Annotated in this window: 17 protein-coding genes; 6 read left to right on the forward strand and 11 right to left on the reverse strand. The window is 57.9% G+C overall.

The genetic code is table 11. The annotated features are described in order from the left end of the window. Nucleotides 1-39 precede the first annotated feature (39 nt). From SERAS12_RS15890 to SERAS12_RS15900, 3 genes are all read right to left on the reverse strand, one after another. Nucleotides 40-858 (reverse strand): oxidoreductase, encoded by an 819-nt coding sequence (locus SERAS12_RS15890; protein ID WP_013813611.1) that lies wholly within the window; start codon nucleotides 856-858, stop codon nucleotides 40-42. 135 nt (nucleotides 859-993) lie between these two features. Further along, the gene (locus SERAS12_RS15895) at nucleotides 994-1,776 is read right to left on the reverse strand and encodes an SDR family oxidoreductase (RefSeq protein ID WP_013813612.1); all 783 of its coding nucleotides are present in this window, start codon (nucleotides 1,774-1,776) and stop codon (nucleotides 994-996) included. Nucleotides 1,777-1,851: 75 nt separating this feature from the next. Then, the gene (locus SERAS12_RS15900; protein WP_013813613.1) at nucleotides 1,852-2,943 is read right to left on the reverse strand and encodes an alkene reductase; all 1,092 of its coding nucleotides are present in this window, start codon (nucleotides 2,941-2,943) and stop codon (nucleotides 1,852-1,854) included. A 138-nt stretch (nucleotides 2,944-3,081) separates the two neighbouring features. Here SERAS12_RS15900 and SERAS12_RS15905 point away from each other — a divergent pair, with 138 nt between their 5' ends. Continuing rightward, nucleotides 3,082-3,642 carry a TetR/AcrR family transcriptional regulator gene (locus SERAS12_RS15905; RefSeq protein WP_013813614.1) on the forward strand — a complete coding sequence of 187 codons (561 nt, stop codon included), beginning with the start codon at nucleotides 3,082-3,084 and terminating at the stop codon, nucleotides 3,640-3,642. Nucleotides 3,643-3,690: 48 nt separating this feature from the next. On the opposite strand, the gene SERAS12_RS15910 is transcribed toward SERAS12_RS15905, so the two are convergent. From SERAS12_RS15910 to SERAS12_RS15930, 5 genes are all read right to left on the reverse strand, one after another. Continuing rightward, on the reverse strand, nucleotides 3,691-4,650 hold the full coding sequence (locus SERAS12_RS15910; protein ID WP_013813615.1) for a GGDEF domain-containing protein: 960 nt from the start codon (nucleotides 4,648-4,650) through the stop codon (nucleotides 3,691-3,693). A gap of 408 nt (nucleotides 4,651-5,058) precedes the next feature. Further along, on the reverse strand, nucleotides 5,059-5,757 hold the full coding sequence (locus SERAS12_RS15915; protein WP_239440936.1) for a hypothetical protein: 699 nt from the start codon (nucleotides 5,755-5,757) through the stop codon (nucleotides 5,059-5,061). 115 nt (nucleotides 5,758-5,872) lie between these two features. Then, nucleotides 5,873-6,700 carry a phosphatase PAP2 family protein gene (locus SERAS12_RS15920; RefSeq protein WP_013813617.1) on the reverse strand — a complete coding sequence of 276 codons (828 nt, stop codon included), beginning with the start codon at nucleotides 6,698-6,700 and terminating at the stop codon, nucleotides 5,873-5,875. Between the two features lie 57 nt (nucleotides 6,701-6,757). Then, complete coding sequence (locus SERAS12_RS15925; RefSeq protein ID WP_013813618.1) at nucleotides 6,758-7,591, reverse strand: MipA/OmpV family protein; 834 nt, start codon at nucleotides 7,589-7,591, stop codon at nucleotides 6,758-6,760. Between the two features lie 517 nt (nucleotides 7,592-8,108). Continuing rightward, nucleotides 8,109-9,131, reverse strand: coding sequence for a DUF1254 domain-containing protein (locus SERAS12_RS15930; RefSeq protein WP_013813620.1), 1,023 nt, complete (start codon nucleotides 9,129-9,131; stop codon nucleotides 8,109-8,111). 502 nt (nucleotides 9,132-9,633) lie between these two features. On the opposite strand from SERAS12_RS15930, the gene SERAS12_RS25735 reads away from it, so the two are divergent. Further along, complete coding sequence (locus SERAS12_RS25735; protein ID WP_239440937.1) at nucleotides 9,634-10,038, forward strand: hypothetical protein; 405 nt, start codon at nucleotides 9,634-9,636, stop codon at nucleotides 10,036-10,038. A 331-nt stretch (nucleotides 10,039-10,369) separates the two neighbouring features. After that, complete coding sequence (locus SERAS12_RS15940) at nucleotides 10,370-11,425, forward strand: 2,3-butanediol dehydrogenase (protein WP_041416189.1); 1,056 nt, start codon at nucleotides 10,370-10,372, stop codon at nucleotides 11,423-11,425. 81 nt (nucleotides 11,426-11,506) lie between these two features. Here the strand turns inward: SERAS12_RS15940 and SERAS12_RS15945 are convergent, their stop codons facing one another. The 3 genes from SERAS12_RS15945 to SERAS12_RS15955 all read right to left on the reverse strand — a co-directional run bounded on the left by SERAS12_RS15945 (nucleotide 11,507) and on the right by SERAS12_RS15955 (nucleotide 15,557). Beyond that, nucleotides 11,507-12,280, reverse strand: coding sequence for a hypothetical protein (locus SERAS12_RS15945; protein ID WP_013813623.1), 774 nt, complete (start codon nucleotides 12,278-12,280; stop codon nucleotides 11,507-11,509). 32 nt (nucleotides 12,281-12,312) lie between these two features. After that, nucleotides 12,313-14,256, reverse strand: coding sequence for a sigma-54-dependent Fis family transcriptional regulator (locus SERAS12_RS15950; protein WP_013813624.1), 1,944 nt, complete (start codon nucleotides 14,254-14,256; stop codon nucleotides 12,313-12,315). Between the two features lie 260 nt (nucleotides 14,257-14,516). Continuing rightward, on the reverse strand, nucleotides 14,517-15,557 hold the full coding sequence (locus tag SERAS12_RS15955; protein ID WP_013813625.1) for a LacI family DNA-binding transcriptional regulator: 1,041 nt from the start codon (nucleotides 15,555-15,557) through the stop codon (nucleotides 14,517-14,519). A 217-nt stretch (nucleotides 15,558-15,774) separates the two neighbouring features. Here SERAS12_RS15955 and SERAS12_RS15960 point away from each other — a divergent pair, with 217 nt between their 5' ends. The 3 genes from SERAS12_RS15960 to SERAS12_RS15970 all read left to right on the forward strand — a co-directional run bounded on the left by SERAS12_RS15960 (nucleotide 15,775) and on the right by SERAS12_RS15970 (nucleotide 20,197). After that, on the forward strand, nucleotides 15,775-16,803 hold the full coding sequence (locus tag SERAS12_RS15960) for an ABC transporter substrate-binding protein (protein WP_013813626.1): 1,029 nt from the start codon (nucleotides 15,775-15,777) through the stop codon (nucleotides 16,801-16,803). A 107-nt stretch (nucleotides 16,804-16,910) separates the two neighbouring features. Continuing rightward, nucleotides 16,911-19,139 (forward strand): iron ABC transporter permease, encoded by a 2,229-nt coding sequence (locus SERAS12_RS15965; RefSeq protein WP_013813627.1) that lies wholly within the window; start codon nucleotides 16,911-16,913, stop codon nucleotides 19,137-19,139. Continuing rightward, on the forward strand, nucleotides 19,136-20,197 hold the full coding sequence (locus SERAS12_RS15970; RefSeq protein WP_013813628.1) for an ABC transporter ATP-binding protein: 1,062 nt from the start codon (nucleotides 19,136-19,138) through the stop codon (nucleotides 20,195-20,197). The genes SERAS12_RS15965 and SERAS12_RS15970 overlap by 4 nt, the downstream gene beginning before the upstream one ends. The last annotated feature ends 10 nt before the right edge of the window (nucleotides 20,198-20,207 follow it).

Raw genomic sequence — 20,207 nt, forward strand, 5'->3', positions numbered from 1 at the left:
TAGAAGCCAAAATAGCCAATCGAGAAAATTTCATTCTTTTTATTCTTTGGTATCAAGCTGAAGATTGTTGCGTACCACCTTATCCAGGAGTTTTGCCGGCGCAAATCTGAGCAAAAAATTCAATCTGCCTGCCAATTTTCCCGCCGTGTAGCGCAACTTTGGATGTAAAGTCTGAGCCGCTTTAACGACCACATCCGCCACCACTTCCGGACTTTCCGCTTCAGCCATCGCCTTGCTCACCACTTTCGCCAGCTTGGCCCGAATAATCTCATACTCTTCCAGCTTGGCATCCGGCTCTATATTATTGGCTTCAAACTGCGTTTTTGTGTAGGCAGGTTCGATAACAGAGACTCTGATGCCCTGCGTGCGCAGTTCATGATCCAGCGATCCCGAATACCCTTCAATCGCATGCTTACTGGCAGCATAAAGAGCCACGTACGGCAACGGAACGATGCCCAGTATCGAACCGATGTTGATGATACGGCCGCTGCCCTGACGGCGCATGTGAGGCACGGCCGCCCGGGTTAACCGGACTACACCGAGAAAATTCGTGTCGAAAATGTCCTTGGCCTGTTTGATTGAGCTCTCTTCCGCCGCCGCCGGAGCAACACCAAAGCCTGCATTATTCACCAGGATATCGATCCGCCCCTCCAACCTCAGCAACTCATCAATGGCGGCCTGAACAGAAGCGTCGTCCGTCACATCAAGCGCCAACAAAGGAAAGGGATGTTTACCCGCCAGGGCGCCACGGCGGCTTGTGCCGTAGACCGTAAATCCTGCGGCCAAGAGTTTGTTGGCCGATGCCTCGCCAATACCTGATGAGGCACCCGTCACGAGCGCTACACGTTTATTTGTCATGCTGAAATAAGACCTTCATAAGCGGTTTATCACCCGTGGTGCGATGACAAGCGATACGGAATATATTTGGGGTTAACGCTCTGCAGGAGGGGCCGAAAGATCGTTATCCGTCTCCTGCAGAGCGTCACTCATCGACTAAACGTTTTTATATCGCTCTGCGGCTTCAGCTTGTTTGATGTCCGAAAGCAGAGCCTGTCGCGCGGTATCCAGGGTGTCCCAGCGTGCCGCATTATGCAGTGGCGGAATGGTGACGAGTTCACGGCGATCGAAGCCAACCAGTGCCGCATCAACCAGTTCGCCCACTTCCATCATTTTGGACGAGGTGCTGATGTCGATACCTGCGCGTTCCCAAATTTCCGTGTAAGTTCCGGCAGGAAGTACCGCCTGGACGTAAATGCCCTTGGGCGACAGCTCCAAGCTCATTCCCTGAGACAGGAAAAGGACAAAGGCTTTGGTTGCGCCATAAACCGACATCATAAATTCAGGGGCCAGGCCAACGATGGAGCTGATGTTGACGATCGATCCTTCACCCGCCTGGACAAATCGGGGGGTCACCGCACTGGCAAGACGCGTCAGGGCAGTGATGTTAAGCGCAATGAGTCGCTCAATAGAATCAGGCGTCTGCTCAACGAAGCTGCCCGACTGCGCGATACCCGCGTTATTAATAAGAACACCTATCCGCAAGTCGTCGCGAAGACGAGCTTCGACAGTGGCCAAATCACTCGATTGCGTGAGATCCGCCGGCAGAACATCGACAGAAATAGCATTTTCTTGTCGCAGACGTTCTGCAAGGAGATCAAGTTTTGTCTTGTCGCGAGCGACCAGCACAAGGTCGTGGCCCCGGCGCGCGAACCGCTCGGCGTAAACCGCGCCAATACCCGTAGAAGCGCCTGTAATGAGGACTGAAGATTTGGTCATAGGTTGATCGCCTTTATTAATGAGTCAATAGAATCCGCAATGTGCGATATATAGAGAACCGAGCCACCCACAGATCTACTTGCCGCTCGCGGAAAGCGGCGGGTAATCGGTGTACCCTTCTGCGCCGCCGCCATAAAGCGTTTCAGGGACAAGCGTGGCCAGAGGCGCTTGCGTTTTCAGTCTTTCGACCAGATCGGGGTTGGCGATGAACGGACGTCCGAAAGCGAAAAGATCCGCTTTACCTTCAGCAAGCTGGCTGGAGGCTAACGCCAGGTCATAGCCGTTGTTGCCAATATAGGTATTTTTAAAGCGCCGACGCAGAGAGCCATAATCGAACGGCGATACGTCACGGGGGCCCCCCGTAGCGCCTTCCACAACATGGAGGTATACGATGCCTAATGCGTCGAGTTGTTCAACGAGATAGTCATATTGTGGCTGTGGATCACTGCTCGAAATCGCATTAGCGGGAGAAACCGGTGAAATGCGGACGCCAGTGCGCTCAGTCCCGATCTCATCTTTAACGGCAGCCACGACGTCTAACAGCAGCCGTGCGCGATTCTCGATAGAACCACCGTATTCGTCGGTACGCTGATTGGCACCATCTTTGAGAAACTGTTCCAGCAGATAGCCATTCGCGCCATGGATCTCAACACCATCAAATCCAGCGGCAATCGCGTTGGCGGATGCCTTTCTGAAATCGTCGATAATGTCCTTTATTTCGTCCAGTTCGAGCGCACGAGGCTCAGAGACGTCAGCAAAACCGTTGTTCACAAAGGTTTTCGTCTCGGCTCGGATGGCCGAAGGGGCAACGGGCGCTGCGCCGCCAGGCTGTAAGTCGACGTGGGATATACGTCCTACATGCCACAACTGCACAAAGATATGCCCGCCTTTTGCATGCACTGCGTCAGTCACTTTGCGCCAGCCATCAACCTGCGCTGGAGTATAGATCCCCGGGGTATCCTGGTAACCCTGAGCTTGCGCCGAGATCTGCGTGGCTTCAGTAATCAACAGCCCCGCAGTCGCGCGCTGTGCGTAATACGTCGCCGCCAATTCGCTGGGTACCAGACCCGCTCCGGCACGATTACGCGTTAACGGCGCCATCACAATATGGTTGGTGAGCGAGATTGGCCCAAGATTATAGGGTTGAAATAAAGGTTGGTTCGCCATGCTTGTACCCCTGCTAAGTGATGTGTGAAGCGACGCACTCAATGATGATGGTCATAATCTAAAAAGTCAAACGGTTTGATTATGATCATCATCAATGTATACTTGCGGCATGCATTTTTAAGAGAGGATCCGGAAACGATGAAAGTTTCGAAAGAGCAAGTACGCGAAAATCGCATGCGCATTGTCGAAACTGCCTCAGTGCTGTTTCGTGAACGGGGCTATGACGGCGTGGGTATCGCTGAGCTCATGTCAGCCGCAGGGTTAACGCATGGCGGGTTTTACAAGCACTTTGGTTCCAAGGCAGATTTGATGTCGGAGGCAATGAGCTGCGGTTTTTCGCACTCTGTAGAAAATACCCTGGGTATGGATATGGCTGGCTTTGTAGAGCAATACCTCTCACGCAAGCACCGTGATGCTATGGGAAATGGCTGCGTGATGTCGGCACTGGGTGTCGATGCCGCGCGCCAGTCGGCGTCAATTAAAGAAAGCTTTGCGGCTGGCATTGAAAGCCAGCTGGCTACATTAGAAAATGAGAATGGATCGGGAGACGAAGCCCGCGCCGAAAGAATCAGCACCATTGCACATCTTGTCGGTGCCCTGGTGCTATCGCGCGCCTGTCCAGATGGCTCTACCCTTGCCGATGAGATTCTGGAGGTTTGCCGCTCCCGTATTCTCGGTCAGGAAATCCATGAGCATTGAATATCCGGGGACTATCGCGGCGGTAACCCCTCCGCAACCATGCCCGTATTAACTCACCGCGTTTCCGGGGCCGGCCTGAGGAACGCCATGTTCCTGGGAGGATGCCCATTCGATTCGGTTCCTGCCCCAATACTTTGCCTGATAGAGCGCGATGTCCACACGCTTGAGCAAACTTTCCTGGCTTTCATTTTCTCTTTTATTTCCGGCACCTATGCTGACAGTAAGGCGAACCTCATCATTAACCACCAATTCTCTGGCGCGGGTTAATATTTTCTCTGCCATTGACTGCGCCTCTTCAAATACCGACGTTTGCACTATTACGGCAAACTCTTCGCCGCCGATTCTGGCGGTAATGACATTATTTTTATACAGCTCGCCCAGCATCTGCCCAAAAACTCTGAGGACTTCATCGCCAATATCGTGCCCGTATTTGTCATTTATCTTTTTGAACAAGTCGATATCAATAAAAAACACATAATAATTCACGGTCTGCAAATCCAGCAGCACACGTCTAAAATAACGCCGGTTGGGCAAACTCGTCAGTTCGTCACGATAAGAGTCGATGCTGGCATCGGCATATTTATCATTAACATAGTGCACGATGAAATACACGCCAACGGCGACGCAGAGCATCCCGATGAGCCTGGTGACGTCCTCGATGTAATAGCCTAACCACTGGGGCTGACGGATGATTTCGTCCATAAAATCACACGCCGCGGAGAGGATCCAGACAAGCAGGCCCACGTTAATCCACCGGCGCTGGCTGGCTTTTACCGTTAGCCGGTTAAAACTCCATAAGATAAAGTTAAGTATTAACAGCTGAAATAAATCAAATAACCAGCCTGAATTTTGTATCCAGGAATGCCCGATTTCTTTTGCTGGGAAGTACGCCAGGTGAATGATCATCACCAAAATACACAGCGCCCCGGATAATACCAGCGGCATATACAGGGTTTTTCGCGATTCGTTTTTGGTAAAAAGTCCGTTCTCATATTTCACGAATGGCATATTAGCCCCCTGACACGAACTGAAATAAAAATCATTCTCATGTGGATTTAGTGGTCTACCCCTCTCTTAATTTACACGCCTGTGGCGGCGCCGGAAAGAAATCCAATGCGTCTGGCTGAAAACGTTATTTCGGTTGGATGGCACGCTGCGGGCATGGCCGGAGAAAGTCCGCACGGCGTTTGTGATGGCGCAGATTCGTGGGCTGACTTACGCGGAGATCGCTACCTGACTATGAGCATGAGGAAACCGAAGACGATGTGTTTGGATGAACCGGCGAACCCGTTGGCGGATGCTCGCCGCCATTCACAAGCCGGCAATGCAGGCGTCCCCCCCAGGAGCCTGCATTGCCGGACGAAACAACCGCATCACGCCGACCAGCGCCTGATGCTGTGGGGAGGATTCGCGGCCTCAGAATCTGCCGTTCATCCCCAATATCGGTCCCTGCTGCACCACGTCATACACAAAGCCGTTATGCCGATAATCGACCCCCATGGCCCGGTATCCCGCCACGGCAGAGAAACCGGGGGTAAACTCCCAACTCAACAGCGCCGCCGCATCCCAGTCCAATCGGGACTGCCCGCCACCGGCCAATCCCCAGGCCGAAAGCCTGACGGTTGGCGTCAGTGCATACTGGCCGCGCAGCCCCGCAACGCCATCCACCCAGGTTGCACGGTCACTGCCCGACGCTCCATCGATAATCCCTCCCTGAAAATGCAAGCTGGTGCTGCTGTACCACACCCGAACGCCACCGGTGGCATCAAGACGAGCGCCGCCTTCCTCCAGCAGGGTATATCCGCCACCGAGGAACCCGGATACTGTCCGGCTATCCACTTTCAGGCGTGATGCCGGTGCCCCATCCGGCAGCCCGTTCCGCGCCGTGGTGTCGATGAACATCAGGTCCACCAGCAGGCTGTAAGGCCCTTTACGGGCTTCCCCCATCCCCATCACCGCCACATCGAGGTCACGGGCAATGGCAGAGAAATCCGTTTTCATAAACTGCGTGCCCGTTGACCGATGGCCGACATCTCCGCGAATGCCTGCCGCCCAGAGATAAGGAGAGACGGTGAACTGCCACTCCTCCGCCGGCTGATAGGCCGGTGGTGTCACTTGAGCCGCCTCTGCCGGGAGACTCAAAACGCCCGACGCTAAAAGCGCCGCAGGCAGAACCCGCCAGGCGAGCCTGTTTTGCAGATTGTCACAATTCATCATCGCCATGATCTTCTCAGTGCATACTCAAAGAGAGTGCAACACGTTCAGCCGCGCAGTCCTCGGTGGGTTTCAGGTTCGCGTTGGTAGCGTCCTGCACTTCACGCTTGGCGGCGGCCAAATCTGCCAGGAAAGCCGGGTTATCATGCAGCACGGCGACCGTGGCAGCCCCCATGATGCGCCCTGCATCCACGTCGCTCTGCCAATGCGCATTGCAGACCACACGGCTCTGACCAAAGGCCAAGCCGCGTGCCAGCAGCTCGGTCGCCCGTGCCGGCTGCACCTCGGCCAGCACCAATCCCCAGGCCCAGCCTGCCGCCGAGTGGCCCGACGGCCAGGAGCCGTCGGTACGTAGCACCGGCTCCATGTCTTTGCGACAGGTTCCCTCGTCATGCTGCACAAACGGGCGAGTACGGTTATAGGCGTTCTTTCCTGCATAGGTTGAACCACCCGCATCCGTCAGTACGTGCTGCATCATGGCGTAAAGGTGCGGCGTCTTTTTCTCGTTGATATCGGTGCCCAGCGCGCACGAGAACGATTTTGCCGGTGCAGGGAAGGTCAACTCGGCATCCGTTGCGGCCAGTTTTTCACGGGCAGACCCGCGTAACGCCAGTGCCGCCCGCCGCGCCTCTTCATCGCGTGCGAATGCCGCAGAGTCCGGTTTTGGCGGCCCCCCGAGCAGGGCCAAGCGCACCGGCAGGCTGGCCGGTTCAAGGTAACCCGGCGCCAGCTTAAAATGCGGGTCCGTTACCGTCGGCCCGGTATCGCTCGCCGCCGCCAGGCCGGAACACAACAGACCGGCCAACGGCGCTATCAGGTACAGAGGGTGGCATGATTTTTTCATTAATGATGATCTCCAGAGTCGATTGATGCCGCAGAGGGCAAAGCGCTATCGAAGCACTCAGAATTGGTACACCGCATTCAGGTAAAAGCCCGCCCCCACCGTTTTATCCGTCAACGGGCTGCGACGCGCATCCGCCGTCAAGGCGTACAGCTTCATCCCACCCTGCAGGGCAATATGAGGCTGTAACTGGACGGTCAGACCGGTTTTTAACGTCACATTCCGCATGCCGCCACCGGCATGATATTCGCTGAAGCCGCTACGATCGGCCTGCTCCCCCGTCACCCCGAAACGCGCCATCATGTCGTCTCTGTCGCTCCATGTCCCGTACAGCGCGGAATCCAGCGTCAGTGAGGAAGACAGCGGCAGCGAGTAGTCGGCACCGGCTTCAAGGTATGCGGTGTGCCCCAGATCCTCACCGCCGTATTCGCGGCTGCGGGTAGCCTGCCAGCCACGGACGAACAGTCGGCCGGCCGGCAGACGCCAATAGGCTTCCGCACCGATCATCGCGCTGCCGTCCAGATCGCCCATTCCCTTCAGGTGGTTATTGCTGCCTCCCAGGGTACGGATTTTTTCCTTGCGGCCCATGTCATATCCGGCCAGCAGCGCCAGCCCCACGGAAGAAGCCCCCGGCAAGTCCCAGCGCAGACCGTCAGGAAAGCCTGCCGTGAAGGTTCCCCAGCTCTGCGTCGGCATCACCGCCTTCGCCACCAGAGAAGGGAAGGCTTCATAACGCGAGGAGCCTTCATACAACGGGCTCACCGCCACCCCACCGCCCAGCGTTATACTCTGGCCCGTATCGGAAGCGGCCTGAACGGACAGCGGCAACGCCGCCATCAGCGCAAAGGCAGGAAGCCCGAACGATTTATGAATCCCGTTTTTCTTGCTTGTCATGTCCTTGTTCCTTTCTGTCTATTTTCTTTTCGTTTTTATTCTGATTCAGCGGCATGCTTAACCTCTATCCGGGATATATTCCCGTCATCCATTCCCTTGACCGGAAATAGGTTTTGGCTAATTACTTTTTATTTTTTCAGTCATGGCATAGCCAATCCTATGCCTGTGGATAATCCTCCTGCCCGGAAAAGGGCGCAAAAAACCCCGGTGCGCGAGAGCCTGCTTAAAAGCGCCTGCACAGCTGGAAAAAAGTATTATGTCTTTACACCGTTTGCCGAAAAGAGTAATTCGACAGGCCAAAACGTTGATTGAAACAAAAGAGAGAGTGAAAACGCGCCCTCACTTCCCGCTCCCACCATGACCGAACGTCATGCCCAAAGACGGCGTTATCCTTGTTACCCATCCCTGTTTCTCCCTGACGTATTTTTAATACAGATTTTTCTTATCCCTAATTGTGTCAAACGGCACAATCAAGGGAGAAAAAGCAAAAAACAGGTTCAGGAAAATACCCGGCGGATCACTGTGGCTCAGGGAAATGCCATTGACCATTCAGGATTTCGTCGCCAGGTTGATAAAGCCTGACCGTGTAGTTCCAACCGGGCATGGTCGGCAGACAATTCGCAATCTTGCCGTCGCAACCCCCAAATTGGATCACAATCGAACCATCATCGCTTTTTTGGGCGGTGAGATTATTTAGCGAATAGGCGTCATACGGGTTCTTCTCGAAGTAACCGTCGGCGTTATAAACGCTCACGGACCAAAAACTCTTCACCGGAACATGCCCGACCTTGAGCCGATAAATGGTTTTCCCGTCATTCTTCGGCATCACGCCGCCGAGATAAATCGCATCCTTGCTCGGATTTCCTCCCCATCCGGATGCCGTCGCGATCAGATGCTGAATAGGATCGACGGTGCTCTTGGTGCCAAATGCCTGGTTGTAGTTGGGGAGCGTATCCCCGAGAACCAGCAGAGCATCGCGCATCTTTTTCTGACTCGCCGGATCCCATTTCGGTACCACGAACTCCCCTGCCTGAGCCTGGCTAATCTTGATGGCATCTTGTAGCGCATGCACCTGCTCAACGTCTTTGCGATCGGCAGGATCGACGAGCGTACGGATAGCGACAAAGACATAACGCGTGCCGACCTCCTCCTTCGACAACGTATGGCGGCCGGCGCCATAAAAGACGGCGGGAACGTAGTGGTCTTCATTGACCACCTGCATCGACATGAATCGCTTACCGGCCTCCGGCAAAGTGATTGTAACCGGGCCGGCATCGAGATCGAACACCGCACTCGAGTAGAGCGTGTCCCGATTCATGCGGATGACGCTCTGAGCGTCAATGGCAATCGGTTCGCGGCTATGCACAAACCGCCCCAATCCGCCGTCCGCTACCATATTGCCCATGTAAAGATCGGACTCGGCACGGACAAAATTATCGACACCAACCGATATCGTCTCACCGGAAGATGATTGCGCACTGGCGCACCCCAACGCAGCCAACGTCAGTGCGACGATGCGGGCCGTGGATGAATATGACATGTAACCCCCTGATCCTGTTAAAATTACCCCTCACAGCGTCACACTTTCTTGTGCGGATCGCTTCCTTGCGCCGCTAGCGGGGCCTTGGCATTGCCTTTGCAGACGGCAACTGTGGTAGTAAACCAATCTGTCGAACTTCACGCCCACAGACGGTTTTATCCCTTTTATCCATCGCTATTTTTCCTGAGCCACTTTTAATACAGATTTTTCTTATATGAAATTGTGTCAAATCACACTATTGGGTGAGAAAAAGTGACACGCATGCCCCGTGCAAACCCCAGACGTAGCCTCTGTCAACGCGGCTGGCTGGGTTGATATCGGCTATTGCGCCATCACCGCCGTCGGCCCTTGCGCAGTGCGACAATTTGCCGGGCAGGGGTGACCGGCGTTCCATTGCCCCTTCATTTATTGACGGCCATCAATGGCCGAAGCAGAATGCTACCTGGGTGTCCGTTGGACCCCTCCCATTGAGGTGGCTATCAATGACAAGGATGAAATGTCTATGTTAAAACTACGAAATTTATTATTTATTATCCCCTTTTCTTCCGGTGTTCTCCTTTCCATACCGCAATCCAGTCAGGCCAGAACCCCGGTCGCCATTCAACTCTCCGCCTGCGAAAGCCAAAACGGTCAAAACGGGCAAGGCAACTCCCCTAACGGTCAGAACGGTAAAAACGGCATCCCAGGATCGGGCTGTCTGAACGGGGGGAATGGCGGTAACGGTGCCTCCGGCGACGGCATGGGTGGCGGCATGGGAGGCATTGGCGGCAACGATGCAAATGGTGGAAACGGAGGAAATGGCGGCGATGGCGGCGATGGCGGCAACGGTGGCGATGGCGGCAACGGTGGCGATGGTGGCAACGGCGGCAACGGAGGAAATGGCGGCAACGGTGGCAATGGCGCTTGAGCAGTGCCTGGCTCGCATCACAAACATCACAAACACATGAACACCAGCACCGACGAGGAGAGGACGGTTCACCGGGTATAAGCGCCCTTCTTCAGATTCACTCAAAACCCCAGGCGCCTTGTTACACCTGTATCTGTTACAGGTGTCTCATCGCACGCCTGTGACAGGTAACACCTTTCACAGAAATAAATCAACTCACTGAAATAACATCACTTTTCCCTGCATCGTCACATTGGCACGTTTTTCGCTATCTCCTGCGTTGAGTCTCTGCCCCGGCCACCGACGTATCGGCCGCCGGGACAGGTTTATGGTTAATTTCAAGGGGAAGATGATGAAAGCAGCTCGTTGGTATCAGGCGCGCGACATCCGTATTGATGATATTGAAGAACCTCAGGTTTCCGCCGGTAAGGTGAAAATCAAGGTAGCCTGGACCGGAATTTGCGGCAGCGACCTGCACGAATACCTCGCCGGACCGATTTTTGTCCCGGTAGGCAAACCTCACAAGCTAAGCCATGACATCGCACCCATAGTCATGGGCCATGAGTTTTCCGGTGAAGTGGTGGAAGTGGGTCGCGGCGTAACGCGATTCAAAGCTGGCGACCGCGTGGTCGTAGAGCCTATCCTGGCTTGTCGGCAGTGCGAAGCCTGCCGCGAAGGCAAATATAACCTGTGCGCCGATCTGGGTTTCCACGGTCTGTCCGGCGGTGGCGGCGGCTTCTCTTCCTTTACCATGGTGGACGAGCATATGGTACACCGCATGCCTGATGCGCTGAGCTATGAGCAAGGTGCGTTGGTAGAGCCTGCGGCGGTAGCCCTTCATGCGGTGCGGATGAGCAAGTTGAAAGCCGGGGATAAAGCGGCCGTCTTCGGTGCCGGCCCCATCGGCCTGCTGGTGATTGAAGCACTGCGCGCAGCCGGTGCGGCAGAGATTTATGTGGTCGAGCTGTCACCTCAGCGGGCAGAAAAAGCGCGTGAACTGGGAGCGAAAGTGGTTATCGACCCCAGCAAAGACGATGCCGTCGCCACAATACGCGAGCTGAGCGCGGGTGGCGTTGACGTGGCGTTTGAAGTGACCGGCGTACCGGTGGTGCTAAAACAGTGTATCGACAGCACTCGCTACGAAGGCGAGACGATTATCGTCTCCATCTGGGAAGGGGAAGCGGCATTCCATCCGAACAAAGTGGTGCTCAGCGAACGTTCAGTCAAAGGGATTATCGCTTATCGCCATATTTTCCCGGCGGTGATGGATCTGATGACCCAGGGCTACTTCCAGGCCGACAAGCTGGTGACCAAGCGCATCGAACTGGCTGATTTGGTGGAGCAGGGTTTTGAAGCGCTGGTGAAAGAAAAACAACAGGTTAAAATCCTGGTGCGTCCACCGCAGTAAAATGTCCCGCAGGTATGACGAGATGGCGGACCCTCGGTCCGCCATCTAAGCTCAATACGCAATTCCGAACGCCCCGCTAGGTTACCGCGGTGCCGGGGAACGCAGGATCGCCGCTCGCAGCGCATCGACTATCTCGTCGCGTAAATCGTGAGTAGCGTCCGGTGCCATTTGCGCCACGCTAACGGTTTTCTCCGCTTGATAATACCGCCCGCTGTCCAATGCTGCCTCAAACTGATTGGCATAGCGGTGCGCCGCCGCCAAATCACAATCCACCAACAGCACCGCATGGGCCAGCACCACATGCCGCCGCGCCTCGTCGGCAGGTTGATCTGCCACCGGTCGCCAATATTGGGCAGTACCGGCGATTTTACGCGCCGCCTCCCCGTCGCCGCAGGCAAGATTGAAGCGCCCGTCGCAGAACGATCCTTCCACCGCCTGCCAATGGGCCACCACGCCCCGTTCGGCCAGCGCACTGCGGAGAATGGCGCACAGATGCTCATACACCTCTTCTGCCGCTTCACCCAGGGGGCGCGCTATCGGGTACGCCAGGCTGATATTCACGATGCCAGGCCCCTGCGGCACCAGCCCGCCGCCGGACTTACGCAAAAACACCGGGCACCCGTCGGCGGCAAACTGTTGGCGCGCCGATTCCAGCGCGGCAAAACGCTTATAGCTGCCCGGCACCACCAGCGACAGCGGCGAGTGCCACAGCTGTGCCACCGCCTCTCCGGCGGCAGCGCGGGCAAACAGGCCGGCTTCGGCCTGCGTAGGGTCCGGGAAAAACATCAGCCGCGATGGCTGCAGTGAAAACTGGCCGCCGTTAACGGCGGCAGCCTGGGAAACATCCTTCATCATCTACCTTTGTCCACCACTCATAGAAGGCGGGGTTAGTCATGCACCGGCGACTGAATGCCAAAGCGCTGCATACGGCGATAGAGCGTCATCCGGCTGATGCCCATTTGCCGAGCAACGGCGCTGTGGTTCCAGCGGGCGGCACGCAGATACTGGACCAACAGCCGTGCCTCCGGCGGCAGTGCCGCATCGGCTTCGGCGTTAACCACCGGCAGCGGGTTGGCGGGGATCGCCGCCGTCACCCCTTCCGGCAGATCGGTGACCTCGATGCGGCCCCCCTCGCAGAGTGCGGCGGCGTAATCCAGCGCATTGCTCAGTTCACGCAGGTTGCCCGGCCAGCGATGCTGATGCAGGCGGCGACGCGCTGCGGCGGTGAGCTGCGCCTTACCGGCCAGCAGTTTATCCACCAGCCAGTCGAGATCGCTGCGCTGACGTAACGCAGGCAGCGAGATACGCGCCCCCTGTAAACGGTAGAACAGATCGGCACGAAAACGCCCTTCCTGCACCAGTTGATCCAGCGCGTGGTGCGACGCGGAGATCACGCGGATATCCACCGATACCGGACGCGTGGCCCCCACCGGCAGCACCTCCTGCTCCGCCAACACCCGCAGCAACCGGGTCTGCATCTCCAGCGGCATGTCGCCTATCTCATCAAGGAACAGCGTGCCGCCGTCGGCTTCCTGGATCAACCCGCGCCGCCCTTTGCTGCCTGCGCCAGAAAAACTGCCGGGCAGATGGCCGAACAGTTCGCTCTCAATCAGCGCCGCCGGGATCGCCGCGCAGTTCACCGCCACAAATGCCCGATGGCGGCGGTTGCTTGCCTGGTGAAAGGCTTTGGCAAAAAACTCTTTCCCGCAGCCGGTTTCACCGTGAACCATCAGGTGCAGCGGTGCCTCCAGCAGCCGGGCGGCGCGCTGGAGCTGGAGCTGCAACGCAGCGTCGCCGCCGTTCAGTGCGGCCAGCGCCGGAGGTAACGCGCCGTGGCTGACTGCGGCCTTACGTGGCGCACGCCGAACGGGCTGCACGGCGGTAACGTACAGTTTCTCCCCGCTGCGGACGCGTTCGAGCGTCCCCTGCTGCCCACTGGCGCTGGCCAGCCAATCGGGAAGACTATCGATGGAAGTATTAAACAGTTGTTCAATCGGCCGGCCGAGCAGCGTGCTGCGGCAGTGCACCGGCGGCGCGGCGATGCCCAGCTCGTTTTCCAGCATGCGCTGGGCGCGGTGGTTATGCCCCACCACTTTGCCGGCGGCATCAAAGGCGATCAGGAAATCCGGGCTGACCTCAACAAACGACGATGCCGGGCTGAGTTTCAGCACCCAATCGCCGCGATGCCTATGCTCAAACCAGGCATTTTCAATCTGATGCGCATAAATTTTAGCGAGCTGTAACGCCAACTGCTGGCTGGATTTTGGTTGCGGCGAGCTGAGCGCGGAAATATCAAGAATGGCGTTTAACTGGCCCTGCGGATCGAACAGGGGAACGGCGGTGCAGGTCAGCGGGATATGGGTGGCGTCGAAATGATCGGCCTGATGCACGGTCAGCGCCTTGCCGGTGGCCAGCGCGGTGCCCACGGCGCAGGTGCCTGCGCAGGCTTCCGTCCACTGCGCCCCGAGGAACAGCCCGGCACGACGCAGGCTGATTTCGGCATTGACGTCCCCCAGGTAATCCACGGTGATACCGCGCGCATCGGTCAACAGCACCACGTAGCCGGCGGCGGCAATCTGCTGATACAACACCGTCAGGCCGTGATGGGCAATGTGGCGAAACTCTTCCATTTCCTGGCGGTGTTCCCGCAGTTCATGCCACGGCAAGATACGCGCTTCCTGCATGCGGCTGGGATCGAGACCATGATGTTCCACGCAGCGCTGCCAGGAATCGCGAATAGTCTGTTCATGGAAACGCGGGGCCAGCAAATGCGCCTTGTTGCTGAGGCTGGCCATTACCGTGGCAATGTGTTCGCGCTGGCTCTGATTCACGAGTCGTTCTCCTGTGGCGGCACGGTGGGAATAACCGATGCTGATGCGGGCCCTCATCATACACTGGGTTGGCTGCCCGGTGCAGGGGCATGGCCGGCAGGTTTCAGCGCACCGGTTATCAACGGCTGGTTATATCAGACTAAATACCGGGGAGAACTTTTCACCGCGTCCGGGTGCAATTTGTGATCGGCCACACAGCGCGGCCGCATTATTTGCCGAAAAAGAAACGTGCACGGGGATCCGGCTGAACCGCTCCGCTCTCAGCCGCCGCGAATGGTGCTGCGCCAAATAAAGTCGGCATGGTACATCTGCGTTTCGCCCGGCATTTCCTGCCCCAGCGCCGGCGCCATGTTCTCTTCGTTCTCCTCTTCCGTCACCAGCCATGCCACCGCTTCCCGAGCGAACTGCTCCACCGGTTGGGTAAATGTGGTGAGGTTGTAGGATGACCAGCTCGCCTGCGGGATATCATCGAACCCGGCCACGCAAAGATCTTCCGGAACGCGCAACGCAAAACGATGGCGCGCCTCATCCATAAAACCGCAGGCCAGCAGATCGGTGACGCAGAACACCGCATCAGGCCGCTCCCGACGGGTTAACAGCCGGTGCGCCAGAATTTGCCCGCTCTCATACGACGTGGTGCCAAAACGCTCGACGATCACCGCCAGCCCCGCCGCTTCCGCGGCCTGGAGAAAACCGCGTTCGCGGGCCATCAGGCTTGGCGTGCCTGCCAGCGAGTTGGCAAAGGCGATCCGCCGGCAACCGGCGCGGACAAACGCCATCATCACCGTACCGGCCGCTTCTTCGTTATCCAGGTTGATGCTGAGCGAACCCGGTAGCGCATCATTGCGGTTAATCAGCACCAGCCGCTGGCCGTGCCGGTGGCACAGGCGGGCGATGGCGCTGTCCGGCATGCCGGAGAGGACAAAAGACGCATCGGCGCGGAAGTTAATCGCCTGCTGCAACGCCTGGGATACGCTGTCGTCGGAACGATCGGTGTTAATCAACATGGCGATCTTACCCGCCGCCTGCAAATGCTGGGTCAGCAATCGCACCAGGCTGGCCCGGTAAGGGGTCGCCAGTTCGGAAACGATCAGGCAGACAATACCGCTGCGATTGCGCACCAATCCCCGCGCCAAATGATTAACGTGGTAGCCCAGCTGTTCCGCCGCCCACATCACCCTTTCGCGGGTTGCCGCCGAGACGCTGGCGCCGGGCGTATAGGTGCGCGACACCGCCGACCGGGACACGCCGGCCAGCTCCGCTACGTCTTTGGCACTGATCATTGCCTTGTCTACCGCCATGGTTACATCCATCCGTTACCCGTTCCGATAAAGTTTGCCGCACTTTGCAAAGCTGTGCAAATTTTTCGCAGAAAATTTGTTTCATTTTTGTGACGAATAGGTTGAATTGTTCTATATCGCAATTGACAGCACAATTTTTATCCTCTAGTTATTTGCACACACGTGCAAAAAAAATGGCGACAACGTATCGCCACCCTACACAAACCAGGAGAACACCATGCATCGAGTCACCCTGATGGCGGTCCTCGCCGCCGGCTCCGCGCTCTCGGCCCTGCCGGCTCACGCCGCCGGAAAACTGAATATGATCTGCTCCGCCGATGTCGTGGTCTGCGAGCAAATGACCACGCTCTTCGAAAAACAGCACCCGGATGTCAACGTCAGCATGGTGCGTCTGTCCGCCGGAGAAGCCTATGCACGCATCCGAACCGAAGCGCGTAACCCGCGCACCGATATTTGGTGGGCTGGCACTGGCGATCCCCATATGCAGGCCGCCAACGAAGGCTTAACCCAGCCCTATAAATCGCCGCTGCTTGACCAACAACACGACTGGGCGCGCAAGCAGGCGGAGAGTGCCGACTACCGCACCGTGGGCGTTTACGCCGGTGCGCTGGGCTGGGGCTACAACACCAAGCTGCTGGCAGAGAAAAAACTCAAAGTCCCCGCCTGCTGGGCCGACCTGCTGGATCCGGCCTACAAGGGCGAGATCCAGATGGCCAACCCGAACTCCTCCGGCACCGCCTACAACACCCTCGCCACGCTGGTGCAGATCATGGGGGAAGATAAGGCTTTCGATTACCTGAAAAAACTCAACGCCAATATTTCGCAGTACACCAAATCGGGTTCCGCACCGGTGAAAGCGGCGGCCCGCGGCGAAACGACGGTAGGCATCGTCTTTATGCACGATGCGGTGGCGATGCAGGTCGATGGTTTCCCGGTGAAAGCCATCGCCCCCTGCGAGGGGACCGGGTTTGAAATTGGCTCCATGTCGATTGTCAAAGGCGCGCGTAACCTTGCCAATGCCAAGCTGTGGTACGACTGGGCGCTCGGTGCCGAAGCACAATCGCACATGAAAGACGCAAAATCCTTCCAATTGCCGTCAAACCGCGAAGCGGCGATCTCCGAGTATGCGCCGCGCTTCGAGAACATCAAACTGATCGACTACGACTTTAAAACCTACGGCGCCACGGAAAAACGCAAAGAGCTGCTCAGCCGCTGGGATAAAGAGATCGGCTCCGGCGCGCAGTAATTCCCGTCCATTCCCTCTCGCACTTTCTGCCGTTGCCGATGAACCGGGCGTGGCACGCCGCGCCTGCACGGCTAGCAGAAAAGGAATAATGAACGATCGAGGTTACGATGAATGCTCAAAACCGCCGCTTAGACGTGGCTCTTGTGCTGGGCGCGCTCGCATTGCTGCTGCTGCCCTGGTACAGCCAGGAAGCCGGATTTTTCGACTTCAGCTGGTTGAATACGCTGTGGCAGGATCGGGAAAGCGCTCCCGCGCTGTGGCAAATCCTGGTTTTTCAACGCCCGTGGCTGGCTATTGCGCTGCTGTTGCTGCTGGTTTGCTCGCTGGGGCGCCTGCTGCTGGTGGGCCGGTTGCGCTCGCAGCTACTGATGTCTGCCGCCGCCACCGGCATCGTCTTCCTGCTGTTTGAAGGTCACGCCATCGGTTACAGCGGCTGGAACTGGCAATGGAGCGAGCAGCTGTTTGGTGCGCTCGGCGACGGCCAACCCGCCTTTGGCGCCGGCGCTATTGCGTTGCTCACCGCGTTTTTGCTGCTGTTCTCTTTTGGGTTGGCCGAGCGTGGCGTGCTGAAAGGGGATGCCTTTGTGGTGTCCTCGATCGTGCTGCTCGTCGCGTTGGTCAGCACCTTCGTGCTTTATCCGGTACTGAGCATGTTTGTCGCTTCGGTGCAGGACGCTGACGGCGCGTTTAAACCGGACGGCCTGATCGCCAATATGCAGGATCCGGCGATCTGGAGCCTCGGTTGCCTGAACGGCGGCAGTTGCGGCACCGCCTGGCGCACCCTGTGGCTGGCGCTGATGACCGCCGGCGGATCGACGCTGCTCGGCCTGGCCTTTGCGCTGGCCGCTACCCGCACGCCACTGCCGTTCAAGAAAGGGCTGCGCCTGCTCAGCGTGCTGCCGATCATCACGCCGCCGTTCGTCATTGGCCTGGCGCTGATGCTGCTGTTTGGTCGTTCAGGCATCGTCACCGAGCTGCTTTCCACCCTGTTCGGCATCGAGCCGGGGCGTTGGCTGTACGGCCTGACCGGGATCTGGATTGCCCAGGTGCTTTCTTTCACCCCGATCGCCTTTTTGGTGCTGATTGGCGTGGTGGAAGGCGTCAGCCCTTCGCTGGAAGAAGCCTCGCAAACGCTGCGCGCCAACCGCTGGCGCACCTTCCGTTACGTTTCGCTGCCGCTGATGGCGCCCGGCCTGGCCAATGCTTTCCTGATCAGTTTTATCGAAAGCATGGCGGATTTCGGTAACCCGATGGTGCTAGGCGGCAGCCACGGCGTGCTCTCGACCGAAATTTTCTTCTCGGTGGTGGGGGCGCAAAACGATCCGAGCCGCGCGGCGGTGCTGGCGATCATCCTACTGTGCTTTACCCTCAGCGCCTTTGTGTTGCAACGCCTGTGGCTGGCGGGAAAAAGCTTCGCCACCGTGACCGGCAAAGGCGATTCCGGCATGCACTGCGGCCTGCCGCGCGGGCTGCGCTATGGCGTTTACGGGCTGGTGATCCCCTGGGGCCTGTTCACGCTGGTGGTTTACGGCATGATTTTAATCGGCGGTTTTGTTCAGTCGTGGGGGCTGGACAACAGCCTGACCCTGGCGCATTACACCCGCGCATTCGGCTTCCAGTGGAGCGGCGGCCAGATCCTCTGGACCGGCGTCGCCTGGAACTCGTTCTGGACCACCCTGGAAATCGCGCTAATCGCCGCGCCGCTCACGGCCATCGTCGGCCTGCTCACCGCCTGGCTTATCGTGCGGCAGAAGTTTGCCGGCCGCCAGACCTTCGAGTTTATGTTGATGCTCAGCTTTGCCATCCCCGGCACGGTGATCGGCGTCAGTTACATCATGGCTTATAACCTGCCGCCGCTGGAAATCACCGGCACCGCCCTGATCCTGGTCGCCTGCTTTGTGTTCCGCAACATGCCGGTGGGCGTGCGCGGCGGCATCGCGGCCATGAGCCAATTGGACCGCAGCCTGGATGAAGCGTCGCTGACGTTGCGCGCCGGCAGCTTCCGCACCCTGCGCAAAGTGATTTTACCGCTGTTGAAACCCGCCATCAGCGCAGCCCTGGTCTATGCCTTCGTGCGGGCGATTACCTCCATCAGCGCGGTAATTTTTCTGGTCAGCGCCCAATACAACATGGCCACCTCCTACATCGTCGGGCTGGTCGAAAACGGGGAATACGGCGTGGCTATCGCCTACTCCTCCGTGCTTATCGTGGTGATGCTGGCGGTGATCCTCACTTTCCAGGTGCTGGTCGGTGAACGTCGCCTGCGCCGCGTATCCCGTATCGCCACACCGCCGGTGGCGTCGCCGCCGGCCTTACAACAGGAGACTGCCGTATGACTGCCATTCGTTCCGGCTCGGTGGTGTTTGAAAACGTCACCAAACAGTTTGCCGATTTCACCGCTCTGCCCGGCCTCTCGCTCACCGTCGAGCCTGGCACGCTGGTGACGCTGCTCGGCCCCTCGGGCTGCGGCAAAACCACCACCCTGCGCCTGCTGGCCGGCCTGGAGCACCCGACCACCGGACGCATCCTGATCGGCGGCAAAGAGGTGACCCATTTGCCCGCCAACGAGCGCGACGTGGCGATGGTGTTTCAGTCCTACGCGCTGTTCCCGCACATGAACGCGCTGGACAATGTCATGTACGGCCTGCTCGCCAGCAAGCTGTCGCGCAAAGAGGCGCTGGATCGGGCGCATGAAGGGCTGAAGCTGGTCGGGCTGGAAAACATGGGCAAGCGCCTGCCCGCCGAGCTGTCCGGCGGCCAGCAGCAACGCATCGCCGTGGCGCGCGCGCTGGTGCTGGAGCCGCAGGTGCTGCTGCTCGATGAGCCCTTATCCAATCTTGACGAGCGGCTGCGGCGCCGCGTGCGCACCGAGATCCGCGATTTGCAACAGCGCCTCGGGTTCACTGCGGTGTACGTGACCCACGATCAGGAAGAGGCGCTGGCGGTGTCCGATAAGATTATCGTCATGAAAGAAGGGCATATTGCCCAGCAGGGTGCGCCGCAGGAGCTTTATCATTCGCCCGCGTCGGTGTTTATCGCCGATTTTATGGGCGAGGCCAATATCCTGCCCTGTGACATTGAACGGGTGGACGGTGGCGAAGCGCTGATCAGCCTGGGTAGCCGTCAGTATCGGGTGCCGGGTGCCAAAGCGCGCCCCGGCGCCGCGCAACTGTCCGTGCGGCCGCAGTTTATTACTCTGCATGCGGAACAGTCCGGCGCATTGAACGGCGAGGTGACCCACAGCACCTGGCTCGGAGACCATATCGAGTATGAAGTGAAAACCGACCTCGGCGCTCTGTTTATCGTCGATGTGCAGATGGAACGCCAACTGGCGCCGGCCACGCGCGTGGCCATTGATTTCAAACCTCAAGGGCTGGCGCTGATTGCCCAGTGACGGCCCACAA

This window comes from Serratia sp. AS12, from assembly GCF_000214195.1.
Classification (GTDB): Bacteria; Pseudomonadota; Gammaproteobacteria; order Enterobacterales; family Enterobacteriaceae; genus Serratia; species Serratia plymuthica.

Excerpts from the sequence above, each read along its gene's own strand:
- SERAS12_RS15890 (WP_013813611.1), bottom strand. The coding sequence starts at position 858 with ATGACAAATAAACGTGTAGCGCTCGTGACGGGTGCCTCATCAGGTATT.
- SERAS12_RS15895 (WP_013813612.1), bottom strand. The coding sequence starts at position 1,776 with ATGACCAAATCTTCAGTCCTCATTACAGGCGCTTCTACGGGTATTGGC.
- SERAS12_RS15900 (WP_013813613.1), bottom strand. The coding sequence starts at position 2,943 with ATGGCGAACCAACCTTTATTTCAACCCTATAATCTTGGGCCAATCTCG.
- SERAS12_RS15905 (WP_013813614.1), top strand. The coding sequence starts at position 3,082 with ATGAAAGTTTCGAAAGAGCAAGTACGCGAAAATCGCATGCGCATTGTC.
- SERAS12_RS15910 (WP_013813615.1), bottom strand. The coding sequence starts at position 4,650 with ATGCCATTCGTGAAATATGAGAACGGACTTTTTACCAAAAACGAATCG.
- SERAS12_RS15920 (WP_013813617.1), bottom strand. The coding sequence starts at position 6,700 with ATGAAAAAATCATGCCACCCTCTGTACCTGATAGCGCCGTTGGCCGGT.
- SERAS12_RS15925 (WP_013813618.1), bottom strand. The coding sequence starts at position 7,591 with ATGACAAGCAAGAAAAACGGGATTCATAAATCGTTCGGGCTTCCTGCC.
- SERAS12_RS15930 (WP_013813620.1), bottom strand. The coding sequence starts at position 9,131 with ATGTCATATTCATCCACGGCCCGCATCGTCGCACTGACGTTGGCTGCG.
- SERAS12_RS25735 (WP_239440937.1), top strand. The coding sequence starts at position 9,634 with ATGTTAAAACTACGAAATTTATTATTTATTATCCCCTTTTCTTCCGGT.
- SERAS12_RS15940 (WP_041416189.1), top strand. The coding sequence starts at position 10,370 with ATGAAAGCAGCTCGTTGGTATCAGGCGCGCGACATCCGTATTGATGAT.
- SERAS12_RS15945 (WP_013813623.1), bottom strand. The coding sequence starts at position 12,280 with ATGATGAAGGATGTTTCCCAGGCTGCCGCCGTTAACGGCGGCCAGTTT.
- SERAS12_RS15955 (WP_013813625.1), bottom strand. The coding sequence starts at position 15,557 with ATGGCGGTAGACAAGGCAATGATCAGTGCCAAAGACGTAGCGGAGCTG.
- SERAS12_RS15960 (WP_013813626.1), top strand. The coding sequence starts at position 15,775 with ATGCATCGAGTCACCCTGATGGCGGTCCTCGCCGCCGGCTCCGCGCTC.
- SERAS12_RS15965 (WP_013813627.1), top strand. The coding sequence starts at position 16,911 with ATGAATGCTCAAAACCGCCGCTTAGACGTGGCTCTTGTGCTGGGCGCG.
- SERAS12_RS15970 (WP_013813628.1), top strand. The coding sequence starts at position 19,136 with ATGACTGCCATTCGTTCCGGCTCGGTGGTGTTTGAAAACGTCACCAAA.